General features: G+C 70.7%; 12 protein-coding genes and 1 tRNA gene. 9 read left to right on the top strand and 4 right to left on the bottom strand.

Annotated elements, in window-relative coordinates; genetic code table 11:
* On the bottom strand, positions 1-1,145 hold a 1,145-nt coding region (locus ABD151_RS04230), incomplete at its 3' end, for an AMP-binding protein (RefSeq protein ID WP_343991679.1).
* A gap of 202 nt (positions 1,146-1,347) precedes the next feature.
* Here ABD151_RS04230 and ABD151_RS04225 point away from each other — a divergent pair.
* Positions 1,348-1,422 (top strand) — tRNA-Val (locus ABD151_RS04225).
* A 170-nt stretch (positions 1,423-1,592) separates the two neighbouring features.
* Here ABD151_RS04225 and ABD151_RS04220 read toward each other — a convergent pair.
* The gene (locus ABD151_RS04220) at positions 1,593-2,057 is read right to left on the bottom strand and encodes a peroxiredoxin (RefSeq protein ID WP_343991677.1); all 465 of its coding nucleotides are present in this window, start codon (positions 2,055-2,057) and stop codon (positions 1,593-1,595) included.
* A 49-nt stretch (positions 2,058-2,106) separates the two neighbouring features.
* On the opposite strand from ABD151_RS04220, the gene ABD151_RS04215 reads away from it, so the two are divergent.
* Positions 2,107-2,916 (top strand): septum formation family protein, encoded by an 810-nt coding sequence (locus ABD151_RS04215; RefSeq protein ID WP_343991675.1) that lies wholly within the window; start codon positions 2,107-2,109, stop codon positions 2,914-2,916.
* 3 nt (positions 2,917-2,919) lie between these two features.
* Here ABD151_RS04215 and ABD151_RS04210 read toward each other — a convergent pair whose 3' ends face one another.
* Both ABD151_RS04210 and ABD151_RS04205 read right to left on the bottom strand, forming a co-directional pair.
* A complete protein-coding gene (locus tag ABD151_RS04210) occupies positions 2,920-4,476 on the bottom strand; it encodes an AMP-binding protein (protein ID WP_343991673.1) in 1,557 nt (518 codons plus the stop codon).
* Between the two features lie 131 nt (positions 4,477-4,607).
* Complete coding sequence (locus tag ABD151_RS04205; RefSeq protein WP_343991671.1) at positions 4,608-5,039, bottom strand: DUF3052 domain-containing protein; 432 nt, start codon at positions 5,037-5,039, stop codon at positions 4,608-4,610.
* Positions 5,040-5,170: 131 nt separating this feature from the next.
* Between ABD151_RS04205 and aceE the strand changes: the two genes are divergently transcribed.
* The 7 genes from aceE to ABD151_RS04170 all read left to right on the top strand — a co-directional run bounded on the left by aceE (position 5,171) and on the right by ABD151_RS04170 (position 14,589).
* Positions 5,171-7,945 carry a pyruvate dehydrogenase (acetyl-transferring), homodimeric type gene (gene aceE / locus ABD151_RS04200; RefSeq protein ID WP_415629956.1) on the top strand — a complete coding sequence of 925 codons (2,775 nt, stop codon included), beginning with the start codon at positions 5,171-5,173 and terminating at the stop codon, positions 7,943-7,945.
* A 112-nt stretch (positions 7,946-8,057) separates the two neighbouring features.
* Positions 8,058-9,302, top strand: coding sequence for a PucR family transcriptional regulator (locus tag ABD151_RS04195; RefSeq protein ID WP_343991667.1), 1,245 nt, complete (start codon positions 8,058-8,060; stop codon positions 9,300-9,302).
* A gap of 94 nt (positions 9,303-9,396) precedes the next feature.
* Positions 9,397-10,584, top strand: a complete 1,188-nt coding sequence (locus ABD151_RS04190; RefSeq protein WP_415629957.1) for an acyltransferase domain-containing protein — start codon at positions 9,397-9,399, stop codon at positions 10,582-10,584.
* A complete protein-coding gene (locus tag ABD151_RS04185) occupies positions 10,581-11,564 on the top strand; it encodes a beta-ketoacyl-ACP synthase III (RefSeq protein ID WP_343991663.1) in 984 nt (327 codons plus the stop codon). Before ABD151_RS04190 ends, ABD151_RS04185 begins: the two co-directional genes overlap by 4 nt.
* Before the next feature lie 52 nt (positions 11,565-11,616).
* Complete coding sequence (locus tag ABD151_RS04180) at positions 11,617-11,862, top strand: acyl carrier protein (protein WP_343991661.1); 246 nt, start codon at positions 11,617-11,619, stop codon at positions 11,860-11,862.
* 56 nt (positions 11,863-11,918) lie between these two features.
* Positions 11,919-13,172 (top strand): beta-ketoacyl-[acyl-carrier-protein] synthase family protein, encoded by a 1,254-nt coding sequence (locus ABD151_RS04175; protein ID WP_343991659.1) that lies wholly within the window; start codon positions 11,919-11,921, stop codon positions 13,170-13,172.
* Between the two features lies 1 nt (position 13,173).
* Positions 13,174-14,589, top strand: a complete 1,416-nt coding sequence (locus tag ABD151_RS04170; RefSeq protein ID WP_343991657.1) for an acyl-CoA carboxylase subunit beta — start codon at positions 13,174-13,176, stop codon at positions 14,587-14,589.
* Positions 14,590-14,687 lie beyond the last annotated feature (98 nt).

Raw genomic sequence — 14,687 nt, 5'->3', positions numbered from 1 at the left:
TGGAACCAGCCGCCGGCCAGCGCCGTCTCCGACTCCTCCGGCTGCTGCCAGTAGCCCGCGAGCACCACGTTGGAGCGGGCCAGCACCTCGCCCTCCTCGTTCGTGGTCACCGTGACGCCGATCGCGGGGGCGCCGGCGCGAACCAGCTTCGCCGCACGCTCCTCGGGCTCGAGGTCGTCCCACTCGGCCCGGGTGCGGTTGATGGTGAGCAGCGGGGAGGTCTCGGTGAGGCCGTAGATCTGGATGAACTCCCAGCCGAGCTCCGACTCGACGCGCGCCACGGTCTTGGTGGGCGGCGGCGCGCCGGCCACGATGATCCGGACCTTGTCGCGGCCCGGGATCTCGCCGTCCCAATCCTTGGCGGCCTCCAGGACGGCGGCCACCACCGCGGGTGCCGCGCACATGTAGGTGACGCCGTGGTCGCGGACCCGGCGCAGGATCTCGGCGCCGTCGATCTTGCGGATCACCACCTGCTTGATGCCCAGGCCGGTCGCCGCGAACGGCATGCCCCAGCCGTTGGCGTGGAACATCGGCAGGGTGTGCAGCAGGACGTCACGGTCGGTCAGCCCGGCATGCAGCGCGAAGGTGACGGCGTTGACCCACACGTTGCGGTGGGTGATCTGCACGCCCTTGGGACGCGCCGTGGTGCCCGAGGTGTAGTTGATGCAGGCGGTGGCGTTCTCGTCCGGCTCCCACGGCTGCGGGACGGCACCGGGGGCGGCGAAGAGGTCCTCATCGTCGCCGAGGATGAACTTGTGCTCGGCGGTCACCTCGGCGAGCTCGTCCTGGAGCTCGGGGTCGACGTAGAGCACCCGGGCGCCGGAGTGCTCGACGATGTAGGAGACCTCATCGGGCCGGAGCCGGAAGTTGATCGGCACCAGCACCCGGCCGTGGCCGGCCACGCCGAAGAACGAGGTGAGCAGACGGGCGGAGTTGTGCGAGACGACCGCAACCCGCTCACCGAAGCCGATCCCGAGCTCGTCGAGCTTGGCCGCCTGGCGACGCGCCAGCTCGGCGATCTCGGCGTAGGTCGGCTCGCCCAGGGAGGGCGCCGGCTGGTTCGGCTCATCGATCGCGCCTACCCGCTCGCCATAGACGGCCTCGGCGCGGTTGATGAAGTCTGAGATCCCGAACGGGACGAGCATGTGGTCTCCCTAGTCGCGTACCACCAACAGTGATCGGTGAGACCTTAGTCACGCAAGCCCAAAACCGGGAGGCCTGTCGGTGCCGCTGCGCCGAGCGGTGCCGGAGATGCGCCGAACGGCCTGCGGGCTGCGCTCAGCGTCGGTCAGGGGGTGCCGAGCAGAGCCGGACGTGATCGCGTAGTGTTTGCCCGCGTTGCACCACGCGTCGGTAGCTCAGCGGTAGAGCACCCGGTTTACACCCGGGCGGTCGGCGGTTCGAAACCGTCCCGACGCACCACACGGAGCCGGCCCAGGCCCGCACTCCGAGCCCCGGAAATGAAAGTACGGCCGCTGGAGTCTCGGGTCACCAGCGGCCGTACTGAAGTAATCAAAGCACCCGCATGAGCGGTTGTCAGCGGTTGCGGGCCAACTCTGCACAAACCTGCAATCAGTGGTCCAGACCGCGGCTCAGACCAGTGCCTGCAGTTCTCGGAGGTGCTCGTCGAGGTCGCGGCCCTCGGGCATCGCGTTGTGCACCGCCCAGGCGATCCGGCCCTCCTTGTCCAGGATGTAGGTGGAGCGCCGGGCGCAGCCACGCTTCTCGTTGAAGACGTCGTAGGCCTGCGCGACCTCGCCGTGCGGCCAGAAGTCGGAGAGCAGCGGGAAGTTCAGGCCGTCGCTGTCGGCGAAGGCGCGCAGCGCATAGGTCGGGTCACAGGAGATCGCCAGCACCTCGGTGTCGAAGGTCAGGAACTCGGCGAGCCGGTCCCGGATCCCTGCCAGCTCCCCGGTGCACACGCCCGAGAAGGCGTAGGGGTAGAAGAAGAGTGCCACCGCCTTGGTGCCGCGGAAGGAGGAGAGCGTCACGTCCTGGCCGAACTGGTCGCGCAGGGTGAAGTCCGGGGCGAGATCGCCGACCTTGAGCTCGGTCACGGTGGTCCTGTCCTAGGATTCGCAGAAGTTAGTCGACCAGGGGTTCTCCATGGCTGTCCGTCATCTTCGCATCCTCACCGTCGCACTGCTCTCGGGGTCGTTGCTCAGCCTCGCTGCGTGTGGCGAGGATCCGCCGACCCCGAAGCCCGAGGCCGCGGTGATGGGGCCGGCGGTGATCCAGGCCGAGCCCACCACGCCCACCCAGTCGCCGCGCGCGGGGGCGCCCACCACCGGTGCCTGCTACCGGCTCTCGGCGGCCGACCTGGCGGCGTCGACGAACAGCTCCTCGCCGGTCACGTGCACCGATCCGCACAACGCCATGACGATGCGCGTGGCCCTGTTCCCGACCGATCTCCAGGTCACCGAGCCGGAGTACGCCCAGCGGGTCTGCGCCCGGCACCTGGCCAGCACCACCGGCCTGAGCAGGAGCTCGGTGCAGGGCACCGTCTTCGCCGCGCACTGGTTCGGCCCGGACGCCGAGCAGCGCGCGGCGGGTGCCCGCTGGTTCCGCTGCGATCTGGTCGCGCGGACCGAGCAGGGCACCAAGCGGCTGCCCCGCTCGAGCGCGCCGCTGTTCAACGGCACGGCTCCCGACGAGTACGTCCGCTGCGTGCAGATGCGCAACGGCTCGACCAGCGACGCGGTCTACGTCACCTGTGACCGCCCGCACCGCTACCGGTGGGCGGGCGGATTCGAGGCCGCCGGCACCAGGTATCCCGGTGCCGACGACCTCCGCACGACGGTCACCCAGCGCTGCCGCCGCTTCGTCGGGTCCGGACCGTTCTGGTACGTCCATCCGACCAAGGCGGCGTGGCGGGCCGGCGACCGCACCGTGAGCTGCTTCCGCAGCGTGGGCTGAGGCTCACACCGCCCAGTCGAAGAGCTCGCGCTTGATCACCTTGCCGGTGGCGTTGCGCGGGAGCTCGTCGATGAAGACGATGTCGCGCGGCACCTTGTAGCGCGCGAGGTTGGCCTTCACCCAGCCCTTGAGGTCGTCCTCGGTGACCGGCTCGGCCAGCACCACGAAGGCGCGCAGCCGCTTGCCGAACTCGTCGTCGCTGACGCCGATCGCAGCCACCTCGACCACCGACTCGTGCCGGGCCAGGCAGTCCTCGACCTCCTTGGGGAAGACGTTCTCTCCCCCGGAGACGATCATCTCGTCGTCGCGGCCCTCCACGTAGAGCCGGCCCTCGACGTCGAAGCGACCCACGTCGCCGGTCGACATCAGGCCGTCCAGCAGCTCCTTGTTGCCGCCGCCGGTGTAGCCCTCGAAGAGCATCCCGTTGCCGACGAAGATCCGGCCCGACTCCCCCGCCGGGACCGGCCGGCCGCTCTCGTCGAGGATCTTCACCACGGTCGCCCACGGCGGCCGCCCGGCGCTGCTGGGCGCCACCCGCAGGTCGCCCGGGTTCGCCACCGACGCGTACGCCACCTCGGTCGAGCCGTAGATGTTGTAGAGCCGGTCGCCGAAGCGGTCCATCCAGGCCAGGGCCAGGTCGCCCGGCATCGCCGACCCGGACGCCGCGACCAGCTTCACGGTGTCCAGCCGGAACCGGTCGAGGGTCTCCTCCGGCAGGCGCAGGATCCGCTGCAGCATCACCGGGATCACCACCATCGAGTCACAGCGGTGCCGCTCGGTGATCTCCAGGGCCTGCTCCGGGTCGAAGCGCCGGGTGAGCACGGCGGTGGTGCCCAGCAGCATGCCGAGCGCGAGGTTCCCGTAGCCCCAGGTGTGGAAGAGCGGGGCCGCGATGTGGCTGCGCCAGCCGTACTGCAACGGCAGCCGCGACAGCAGCGCGACTGCGGCGTCGATGCCGGCCTCGCTGCGTGGCGCCCCCTTGGGGGTGCCGGTGGTGCCCGAGGTCAGGATCACCACGCGTCCGTGCCGCTTGGCCGGCTTCAGGTCGGCCACGTCGCCGCTGCGGATCAGCTGCTCGAGGGTGATCCGCTCGCCTCCAGGACCGTCAGCGGCGGCGTCGCCTCCCGTCGCGCCGTCGGTGTCGGTCCAGGCGACCACCCGCTGGGTGATCGGTGCGGCCGCGAGGAGCTCGGTGAACTCCTCGTCGTAGATCACCAGCTTCGGCTGCTCCCGCTCGATCACCTCACAGAGCTGCGGTGCCGCGAAGGCGGTGTTCAGGTAGAGCGCGTCGGCGCCGAGCTTGGCGGTGGCCAGGCTGGCGTCGACGAAGCCGCGGTGGTTGCGGCACATGATCGCCACCCCGTCGCCCTCGCGGACGCCGAGGCGGCTCAGCTCACGGGCGAGCGCGTTGCTGCGCTCGTGCACCTGGCGGAAGGTCAGCTCACCCAGGTCGTCGATGATCCCGATCCGGTCGGGATGACGAGCCGCCAGACTGGTGAACCCACCGGCAGGACCGGTGCCCCAGCGCACCACGGCGCTCGCCACTTTGGCCAAGGTCACGGGGCCATAGGGTCGGATGACCCCCGCCTTGCCCAGGACGCGCAACGAAGTCGCGCCCGTACTCAGTTTCTGCTTGACCCTGCCCATGCCGTTGGTTCCTTCCAGCGGTTGCCATCAATGGCGGAGCAGTTTCAGCGCGCCGCCTTGGGGGCAACGAGCCGGGTGGCGACCCAGTCACGGCTGACCGCAGCAGTCGTCGTCTGCGACAGGCCTGCGATCGGTGCCGCTTCGGCGATGTCCGCCGGGTCGACTGCTCCGGGACGTCCGACCTTCGGCGTCAGCAGCCAGATCAGGCCGCCTTCTGCCAGGTCGGCCAGTGAGTCGACCAGAGCGTCGACGAGGTCCCCGTCGTCAGCCCTCCACCACAAGAGGACGGCGTCGACCACGTTGCCGTAGCCGTCGTCGACCATGTCTGCATCGATCGTGTCCTCGATCGCGACGCGCAATTCATCGTCGGTGTCGTTGTCCCAGCCGAGCTCTTGAACGACCATTCCAGGCTTGATGCTCAGCCGGGCCGCAGGCCCGTCTTGCTGGGCGGCGGTGCCGCCCGTGGTGGAACTCAACTGAATCCTCCAGTCCAAAGGGGAAAGAAAACGTGGCTGTAGTCCACTAGAACACAACACCTACGCGCAACCCCAGACAGCAATTCTCGATACTGGCGGGTAGATTTTCTCGATTTCTTCGGCGTGGGAGCATAAGTTTCGTGACCGATTCCACCACCCCTGCGAGTCCGCCCAAGGCGCCCGTCATCCACGAGGGCCTACCCACGCAGCTTCCCGACATCGATCCGGACGAAACTGCTGACTGGCTTGACTCATTCGATGCCATGATCGAGGGCCGCGGTCGTGACCGCGCCCGCTACGTGATGCTCCGTCTTCTGGAGCGCGCGCGCCAGCGGCAGGTCGGCGTGCCGGCCCTGCGCAGCACCGACTTCATCAACACCATCCCGCCGGAGCGCGAGCCCTGGTTCCCCGGTGATGAGGACATCGAGCGACGGATCCGCGCCTTCATCCGCTGGAACGCCGCGGTGATGGTCTCGGACGCCAACCGGCCGGGCCTGGAGGTCGGCGGCCACATCGCCACCTACCAGTCCAGCGCCTCGCTGTACGAGGTTGGCTTCAACCACTTCTTCCGCGGCAAGGAGCACCCGGGAGGCGGCGACCAGATCTTCATCCAGGGCCACGCCTCCCCCGGCATCTACGCCCGCGCCTTCCTCGAGGGTCGCCTCACCGAGCAGCAGCTGATCCACTTCCGCCAGGAGGTCCAGCACGGCCTCGGCGCCGGCCTCTCCTCCTACCCGCACCCGCGGCTGATGCCGGAGTTCTGGGAGTTCCCCACCGTCTCGATGGGCCTCACCGGGATCAACTCGATCTACCAGGCGCGCTTCAACCGCTACCTGCACAACCGCGGCATCAAGGACACCAGCGACCAGCGCGTGTGGGCCTTCCTCGGCGACGGCGAGATGGCCGAGCCGGAGTCGCTCGGCGCCCTGCGCATCGCGGCCCGCGAGGAGCTCGACAACCTCACCTGGGTGATCAACTGCAACCTGCAGCAGCTCGACGGCCCGGTGACCGGCAACGGCAAGATCATCCAGGAGCTGGAGTCCAACTTCCGCGGTGCCGGCTGGAACGTGATCAAGGTCGTCTGGGGCCGCGAGTGGGACGACCTCCTCGCCCGCGACATGGACGGCGTCCTGGTCAACAAGATGAACAGCACCCCCGACGGCCAGTTCCAGACCTTCTCGGTCGAGGACGGCGCCTACAACCGCGAGCACTTCTTCGGGCCCGACCCGCGGCTGCGCAAGATGGTCGAGCACATGACCGACCGGCAGATCGAGAAGCTGCCCCGCGGCGGCCACGACTACCGCAAGGTCTACGCGGCGTTCGACGCGGCGACCAAGACCGCCGGCCAGCCGACGGTGATCCTGGCGCACACGGTCAAGGGCTGGACGATCGACGCCCTCGAGGGCAAGAACGCCACCCACCAGATGAAGAAGCTCAAGCTTCCGGACCTGCTCAAGTTCCGCGACCGGCTCCGCCTGCCGATGAGCGACCGCGACATCAAGGAGGCCTACGAGGCCTCCGGCACCGCGCCGTTCTTCCACCCTGGCGCCGACTCCCCGGAGATCGAGTACATGATGGAGCGGCGGCGCACCCTGGGCGGCTCGCTGCCCCAGCGCATCGACCGGGCCACCCCGCTCACCCTGCCGCCGGCCAAGGTCTACGACGGCATCAAGCAGGGTTCGGGCAACAACAAGATCGCCACCACGATGGCCATCGTCCGCCTGCTCAAGGACTGGATGAAGGACCCGGAGATCGGCAAGCGGATCGTGCCGATCGCCCCCGACGAGTACCGCACCTTCGGCATGGACGCGATGTTCCCGACCGCCAAGGTGTACAACCCGGGCGGCCAGAAGTACGAGTCCGTGGACCGCAAGCTGCTGCTCGCCTACAAGGAGTCCGAGCAGGGCCAGATGCTGCACGAGGGCATCTCCGAGGCCGGCGCGATGGCGTCCGCGACGGCAGCCGGCTCGGCGTACTCGACCCACGGCGAGCACATGATTCCGTTCTACATCTTCTACTCGATGTTCGGGTTCCAGCGCACCGGCGACTCAATCTGGGCGATGGCCGACCAGCTGGCCCGCGGCTTCCTGGTGGGCGCCACCGCCGGTCGCACCACGCTGACCGGCGAGGGTCTGCAGCACGCCGACGGCCACTCGCCGCTGCTCGCCGCGACGAACCCCGCCGTCGTCCACTACGACCCGGCGTTCGCCTACGAGATCGCGCACATCATGGAGTCCGGCCTGAACCGGATGTACGGCGCCCAGGCGGAGGACGTGATCTTCTACCTGACCGTCTACAACGAGCCGGTGGCCCAGCCCGCCGAGCCCGAGGGCGTCGACGTCGCGGGGATCCTGCGCGGCATGCACCAGATCACGGCCACCGACACCACCGGCCCGCGGGTGCGCCTGCTGGCCTCCGGCGTCGCCTTCCCGTGGGTGGCCGAGGCACAGCAGATCCTGGCCGAGGAGTACGGCGTCGGCGCCGACACCTACTCGGTGACGTCGTGGAACGAGCTGGCTCGCGACGCCGTCGCCGCCGAGCAGTGGAACCTGCTCAACCCGGACCAGGACCCGCGCACCGCCTACGTCGCCGACCGGCTCGCCGGCGGCAGCGGCCCGGTGGTGGCGGTCTCGGACTTCCAGCGCGCGGTCCCGCTGCAGATCGCCCGCTGGGTGCCCGGCGACTACCGGGTGCTGGGTGCCGACGGGTTCGGCTTCGCCGACACCCGCCCGGCGGCGCGTCGCTTCTTCAACATCGACGCCGCCTCGATCGTGGTCCAGTCGCTGCAGGCCCTCGCCGACGCCGGCGAGATCTCGCGTGACGTCGTCACCGAGGCATTCAAGAAGTTCCAGATCGACGACCCGACCGCGGTCGCCGGCGTGCTTCAGGAGGGCGGCGACTCCTAACCGGTCACCACCCCACCTCCCGGGGACGTCCCGCGAACCGAGCGCCCGCGCTCACCGTTCGCGGGACGTCCCCGGGCGGCTTTGCGCCCGACGGGAGCGATAGCCTCAGAGCGTGTTCGAGCCGAACGATCCCGCGCGCCACGAGGCCAGCGCGATCCTGCTCCGCGCGGTCGGGCCGCTGAGCGCCGCCACGATGGCGCGGATCGAGGCGGACAAGGACTGGTTCGACGCCCTCTCCGCCGAGGATCGCTCCTGGGTGGGGATGGTCGCCCAGGCCGGGATCCGGGCCTTCATCGCCTGGTACCAGCGCCACGACGACACCGCGGAGGTCTCGGCCGAGGAGGACGCCGGGATCGCCACCGAGGTCTTCGGGGCCGCGCCGCGCGACCTGGCCGGCGTGGTCAACCTGCAGCAGACCGTGGAGCTGATCCGGCTCACCATCGACGTCGTCGAGCGGAGCCTGGACGACCTGCTCGGTCCCGAGCGGGCGGCACCGGTCCATGCCGGCGTGCTGCGCTACAGCCGCGAGCTCGCCTTCGCCACTGCGGACGTCTACGCCCGCGCCGCCGAGGCCCGTGGCGCCTGGGACGCGCGACTGGAGGCCCTGGTGGTCGACTCCGTCTTCCGCGCCGAGCCCGACGAGACCCTGCTCTCCCGGGCCAGCGCCCTGGGCTGGCGCAGCAGCGACGCCGTCACCGTGGTGCTGGGGGGAGCCGGCGACGGCCCGCAGGTCGACGCCTTCGACCGGATCCGCCGCCTGGCCCGGGACCGCGACCGCGCCACCGACGTGCTCTGCGCCGTCCAGGGCGACCGGATGGTGGTGGTGCTGGGCGGCGTCCAGGACGCCGGCCAGGTGGCGGCCGCGATCAGCGGGCAGTTCGCGCCGGGCCCGGTGGTGGTCGGCCCGTTGGCCCCCGACCTGACCCGGGCCCACCTCTCGGCCCGGGCCGCGATCGCCGGCTACCGGGTCGCCGGCGCCTGGCCGGACGCTCCCCGACCGGTCGCGGCCGACGAGCTGCTCGCCGAACGGGCGCTCTCCGGCGACGCCCTGGCCCGGGCGCGGCTGATCGAGGAGGTCTTCGACACCCTGGTCAGCTCGCGGGGGGCGCTGATCGAGACCGTCGACGCCTTCTTCGCCCACGGCTCCTCGATGGAGGCCACCGGACGCTCCCTGTTCGTGCACCCCAACACGGTGCGCTACCGGCTGCGCCAGGTGGCCGATCTCACAGGGCTCTCGCCCACCCAGCCGCGGCACGCATACACGTTGGCGATCGCCCTCACCCTCGGTCGCCTGCAGGCTGGGAGTACCTGGCATGAACTGCAATCCGACGGAGCGGGACAAGAAACCGACCAGTAACCACCTTTTTGTTGGAACCCTACAAAGTATGGGCCGTTCTTTTCGTGCGTGGCGTGCTCACGTGCAGGGGACCTGACAAGGCAGGCTGGTGTCCGTGCTCGTCATCGTCGCTCCCGGTCAAGGTGCTCAAACTCCCGGCTTCCTCAAGCCCTGGCTCGAAGACCCGATCTTCGCCGCCCGGTTTGAGTGGCTCTCCACGGTCGCCGGCGTCGACCTGGTGCATCACGGCACCGTCTCCGACGCCGAGACCATCCGGCAGACCCAGATCGCCCAGCCGCTGCTGGTCGCCAGCGGCCTGGTCGCCGCACTGGCGCTCTTCCCGCACCCCGCCGACGCGTTCGGCCGCATCGGCGCCGTCGCGGGCCACAGCGTCGGTGAGCTCGCCGCCGCTGCCGGCGCCCGCGTGATCACCGCCGAGCAGGCGATGGTCCTGGTCCGCGAGCGTGGCCTGGCGATGGCCGCCGCGGCCGAGCGCACCCCGACCGGCATGACCGCGATCCTCGGCGGCGACCGCGAGGAGGTGCTCGCCACCATCGAGCGCCACGGCCTCACCCCCGCCAACGACAACGGCCCCGGCCAGATCGTCGCCGCCGGCACCATGGAGCAGCTCGCTGCCCTCGCCGAGGACGCTCCGGCCAAGGCCCGGCTCACCCCGCTCTCGGTGGCCGGTGCCTTCCACACCCAGCACATGGCCCCCGCCGTCGACCGGATGGCCGAGCTCGCCCGCTCGGTCTCGGTGCACGACCCGCGCACCATGGTGATCTCCAACGCCGACGGCAAGGTCGTCCACGACGGCCGCGACGTGCTGGCCCGCATCGTCGGCCAGATCAGCCGCCCGGTGCGCTGGGACCTCTGCATGGAGACCATGCGCGACCTCGGCGTCACCGGCATCTTGGAGATGCCCCCGGCCGGCGTGCTCACCGGCATCGCCAAGCGGAACCTCAAGGGTGTAGAGACCTTCGCCCTGAAGACCCCCGACCAGCTCGACGACGCCCGCGCGTTCGTGGAGCGGCACGGCGACCCGTCGCCGATCGACTCCACCCCCACCTGGCGGATGGTGGTCAGCCCGATCAAGGGCACCTGGCACCTCGACGAGGCGGCCGGCGCGGCCACCGTCCTGGAGACCAACGCCACCATCGGCTCGGTCGCCAGCCTGCGAGACCGCACCCCGGTGCTGGCACCGCACGGCGGCCAGGTCGTCGAGTGGCTCGTCGAGGACGGCGACCTGGTCTCCCCCGGCCAGCCCCTGCTGCGCCTGCACCCGACGGGCGGCGCCGCATGAGCGGTTCGCCGCATGCGCGCATCCTCGGCGTCGGCGCCTACCGCCCGCGCCGGGTGGTGCCCAACTCCGAGGTCGTCGAGGCGATCGAGTCCAGCGACGAGTGGATCCAGCAGCGCTCCGGCATCCGCGAGCGCCGCTTCGCCTCCGAGGACGAGACCGTGGTCGCGATGTCGGCCGAGGCCGCCCGTGGCGCGCTGGCCCAGGCCGGTCTGCAGGCCAGCGACCTCGACTGCGTCGTGGTCGCCACCGTCAGCCACTTCCTGCAGACGCCGTCAGCCGCTGCGCTGATCGCCCACGAGATCGGTGCCGGCGCCCCCGCCGCCTTCGACATCTCGGCCGCCTGCGCCGGGTTCTGCCACGGCGTGGCGATCGCCTCGGACATGATCCGCGGCGGCTCTGCCAAGAACGTGCTCGTGGTCGGTGTGGAGCGCCTGTCCGACATCACCAGCCCGCGCGATCGCGGCACCGCCTTCATCTTCGCCGACGGCGCCGGCGCGGTCGTGGTGGGTCCCTCCACCGAGCCCGACATCTCCCCGGTCGTGTGGGGCTCCGACGGTGCCCAGTCGGACCTGATCCGGCAGAACACCGACTGGCGCGACGCCGTCAACGCCGCCGACGGCGAGATGCCGCACCTGGTGATGGAGGGCGCCGCGGTCTTCCGCTGGGCCTCCTTCGAGATGGCCAAGGTCGCCCAGGAGACGTTGACCAAGGCAGGCCTCACCGTCGAGGACCTCGACCTCTTCATCCCGCACCAGGCCAACGACCGGATCACCAGCGCGATGGCCCGCGCGATGAAGCTGCCCGAGCGGGTGCGCATCGCCCGCGACATCGCCGTCCAGGGCAACACCTCGGCGGCCTCGGTGCCGCTGGCCCTGGCCCGGATGATCGAGACCGGCGAGGCCAAGTCCGGCGACCGCGCTCTGCTGATCGCCTTCGGCGCGGGCCTGGCCTACGCCGCCCAGGTCGTCACCGTTCCGTGACGGCCTCCCCAGATTCCCCTAGCAACACCCACCAATGAAGGAGAAACCAGAAATGGCCACCACCGAAGAGATCCGCGCCGACCTCGCCGAGATCGTCAACGAGGTTGCAGGCATCCCCGTCGACGACGTGCAGCTCGACAAGTCCTTCGTGGACGACCTGGACGTCGACTCGCTGTCCATGGTCGAGGTGGTCGTCGCCGCCGAGGAGAAGTTCAACGTCTCCATCCCCGACGACCAGGTCAAGAACCTGAAGACCGTCGGCGACGCCGTCTCCTTCATCGAGAAGGCCCAGGGCTGAATCAGCCCCGCCTGATCCGCGTCCGCCCCATACCCTCCCCTCAGCCAAGGAGCCCCATGTCTCTCAAGCGCGTTGTCGTGACCGGTCTCGGTACCACGAACCCCCTCGGGGGCGACGTCGCCTCCACCTGGTCCGCGATGCTCGCCGGACAGTCGGGAATCGCGCGTCTCGAGGACGACGTGGTCGCCGACCTGCCGGTGAAGATCGGTGGCCGAGTGGCAGTGGAGCCTTCGGAGGTCCTCGACCGGGTGAAGGCCCGCCGGCTCGACCGGTCGGCGCAGTTCGCCATGGTCGCGGCCCAGGAGGCATGGGCGGACGCGGGTCTCGACGACGTCGAGATCGACAAGGACCGGCTCGGCGTCGCGGTCGCCTCCGGCATCGGCGGCGTCACCACCCTGCTGGCGAACTACGACGCGCTCAAGGAGAAGGGTCCGCGCCGGGTCAGCCCGCTCGCGGTGCCGATGCTCATGCCGAACGCGCCGGCCGCCAACATCAGCCTGCACTACGGCGCCCGCGCCGCGGTCAACGCGCCGACCTCGGCCTGCGCCTCCGGCAACGAGGCCATCTCGATGGCCATCGACCAGATCCGCCTCGGCCGCGCCGACGTGGTGATCGCCGGTGGCACCGAGGCCGCGATCCACCCGCTGCCGATGGCCGCCTTCGCCCAGATGATGGCGCTGTCGAAGACCGGCAGTGAGGAGGGCGGCGACCCCACCGCGACCTCCCGCCCCTGGGACACCGGCCGCGACGGCTTCGTGCTCGGTGAGGGCGCGGGCATCGTGATCCTCGAGTCCGAGGAGCACGCCCGGGCCCGTGGCGCGCGGATCCACGCCGAGGTGCTCGGCGCCGGGATCAGCAACGACGCCCACGACATCGCCCAGCCCGACCCCGAGGGCCGTGGCGGCACCCGCGCCATCAAGATGGCGATCGCCTCGGGCGAGATCGACCCGGCCGAGGTCTTCCACGTCAACGCGCACGCCACCTCCACCCCCCAGGGCGACATCGCCGAGGGCCTGATGCTGCACGCCGTGCTCGGCAAGCACGTGGAGAACGTCGTGGTGACCAGCACGAAGTCGATGACCGGCCACCTGCTCGGCGGCGCCGGCGCGCTGGAGGCGGTGGCCACCGTGCTCGCCGTCCGCGAGCGCAAGAGCCCGCCGACGATCAACCTCGACAACCTGGACCCCGCGGTCCACCTCGACATCGCGACCAGCGCCCGCGACCTCCCCGCGTCCGGCCGCATCGTCGCCCTGAACAACTCCTTCGGCTTCGGCGGTGCCAACGTGGCCGTCGCGTTCGGAAGCATCTGAGATGACGACTGCCCCTGTGAAGACCAAGCTCCCTCGCGAAGAGGACCCGCGCAACCCGCTGCACCGCCTCGGCGCCCTGTTCGACGAGGGCTCGCTGCACCTGATCACCACCGATGACGGCTCCGGCATGCTGGCCGGTCGCGGCACCATCGACGGCGCCCCCGCCGTCGCCTTCTGCAGCGACGCCACCGTGATGGGCGGCGCGATGGGCGAGGTCGGCTGCAAGCACGTCGTCACCGCCTACGAGGTCGCCCTGGCCGACGGCGTCCCGGTGATCGGCCTGTGGCACTCCGGTGGCGCCCGGCTCGCCGAGGGCGTGCTCTCGCTGCACGGCGTCGGCGAGATCTTCCACGTGATGACCCGCGCCTCGGGCAAGATCCCGCAGATCTCCGTGGTGCTCGGCCCGGCCGCCGGTGGCGCCGCCTACGGCCCGGCCCTGACCGACGTGGTCATCCTCGGCCCCGAGGGCCGGATCTTCGTGACCGGTCCGGACGTCGTCCGCTCGGTCACCGGCGAGGACGTCGACATGCTGCGCCTCGGCGGCCCCGAGCCGCACGGCCGCCGCTCCGGCGTCGTGCACCTGCTCGCCGACTCCGAGGCCCAGGCGCTGCAGCAGGCCCGCGACGTGGCCTCGCTGCTGGGCGCGCAGGGCGTCATGCACCCGGGCTCGGTCACCGACCAGGACCTCGAGTCGCACCTGCCGGAGGCCCGCAAGCGTGCCTACGACGTGCACCCGCTGGTCGACAACATCCTCGACGAGGGCACCGGCCTGGAGCTGCACGCTCGCTGGGCCCCGAACATCGTCACCTCGCTGGGCCGGCTCGGCGGCCGCACCGTCGGTGTGATCGCCAACAACCCGCTGCGCCTCGGTGGCTGCCTGGACTCGCTCTCCGCGGAGAAGGCGTCGCGCTTCGTGCGGATGTGCGACGCGTTCGGCGTGCCGCTGGTCGTCGTCGTCGACGTGCCGGGCTACCTGCCGGGCGTGGGCCAGGAGTGGGACGGCGTGGTGCGCCGCGGCGCGAAGCTGCTGCACGCCTTCGGCGAGGCCGTGGTCCCCCGGGTCACCCTGGTCACCCGCAAGACCTACGGCGGTGCCTACATCGCGATGAACTCCCGCTCGCTGGGCGCCACCAAGGTGTTCGCCTGGCCGGGCGCCGAGGTCGCCGTGATGGGCGCGGTCGCCGCGGTCCGGATCCTGCACCGGCGCAAGCTGGCCGAGGTCACTCCCGACATCCGTCCGCAGGTCGAGGCCGAGCTGGCCGCCGAGCACGAGCGGATCGCCGGTGGCGTGGAGAAGGCCGTGGAGATCGGCGTGGTCGACGAGATCGTCTCCCCCGCCGTCACCCGCTCCGCGCTGGCCAAGGCGATCGCCGGCGCCGAGCAGCGCCGCGGCAACCACGGCAACATCCCCCTCTAGCCCGAGGGCGCAGCAATGGCCGCCGAGGGCGCAGAACTGGCGCCCGAGGTTGCAGAAATGGTGAGCGAGACTGCGCTCGCCCGCATCGAGAGCCCGGT

The organism is Nocardioides dubius, from assembly GCF_039528155.1.
GTDB classification, from domain to species: domain Bacteria; phylum Actinomycetota; class Actinomycetes; order Propionibacteriales; family Nocardioidaceae; genus Nocardioides; species Nocardioides dubius.
Note: the sequence above shows the minus strand (reverse complement) of the source record. Positions and strands in the feature narration are given on the sequence as shown.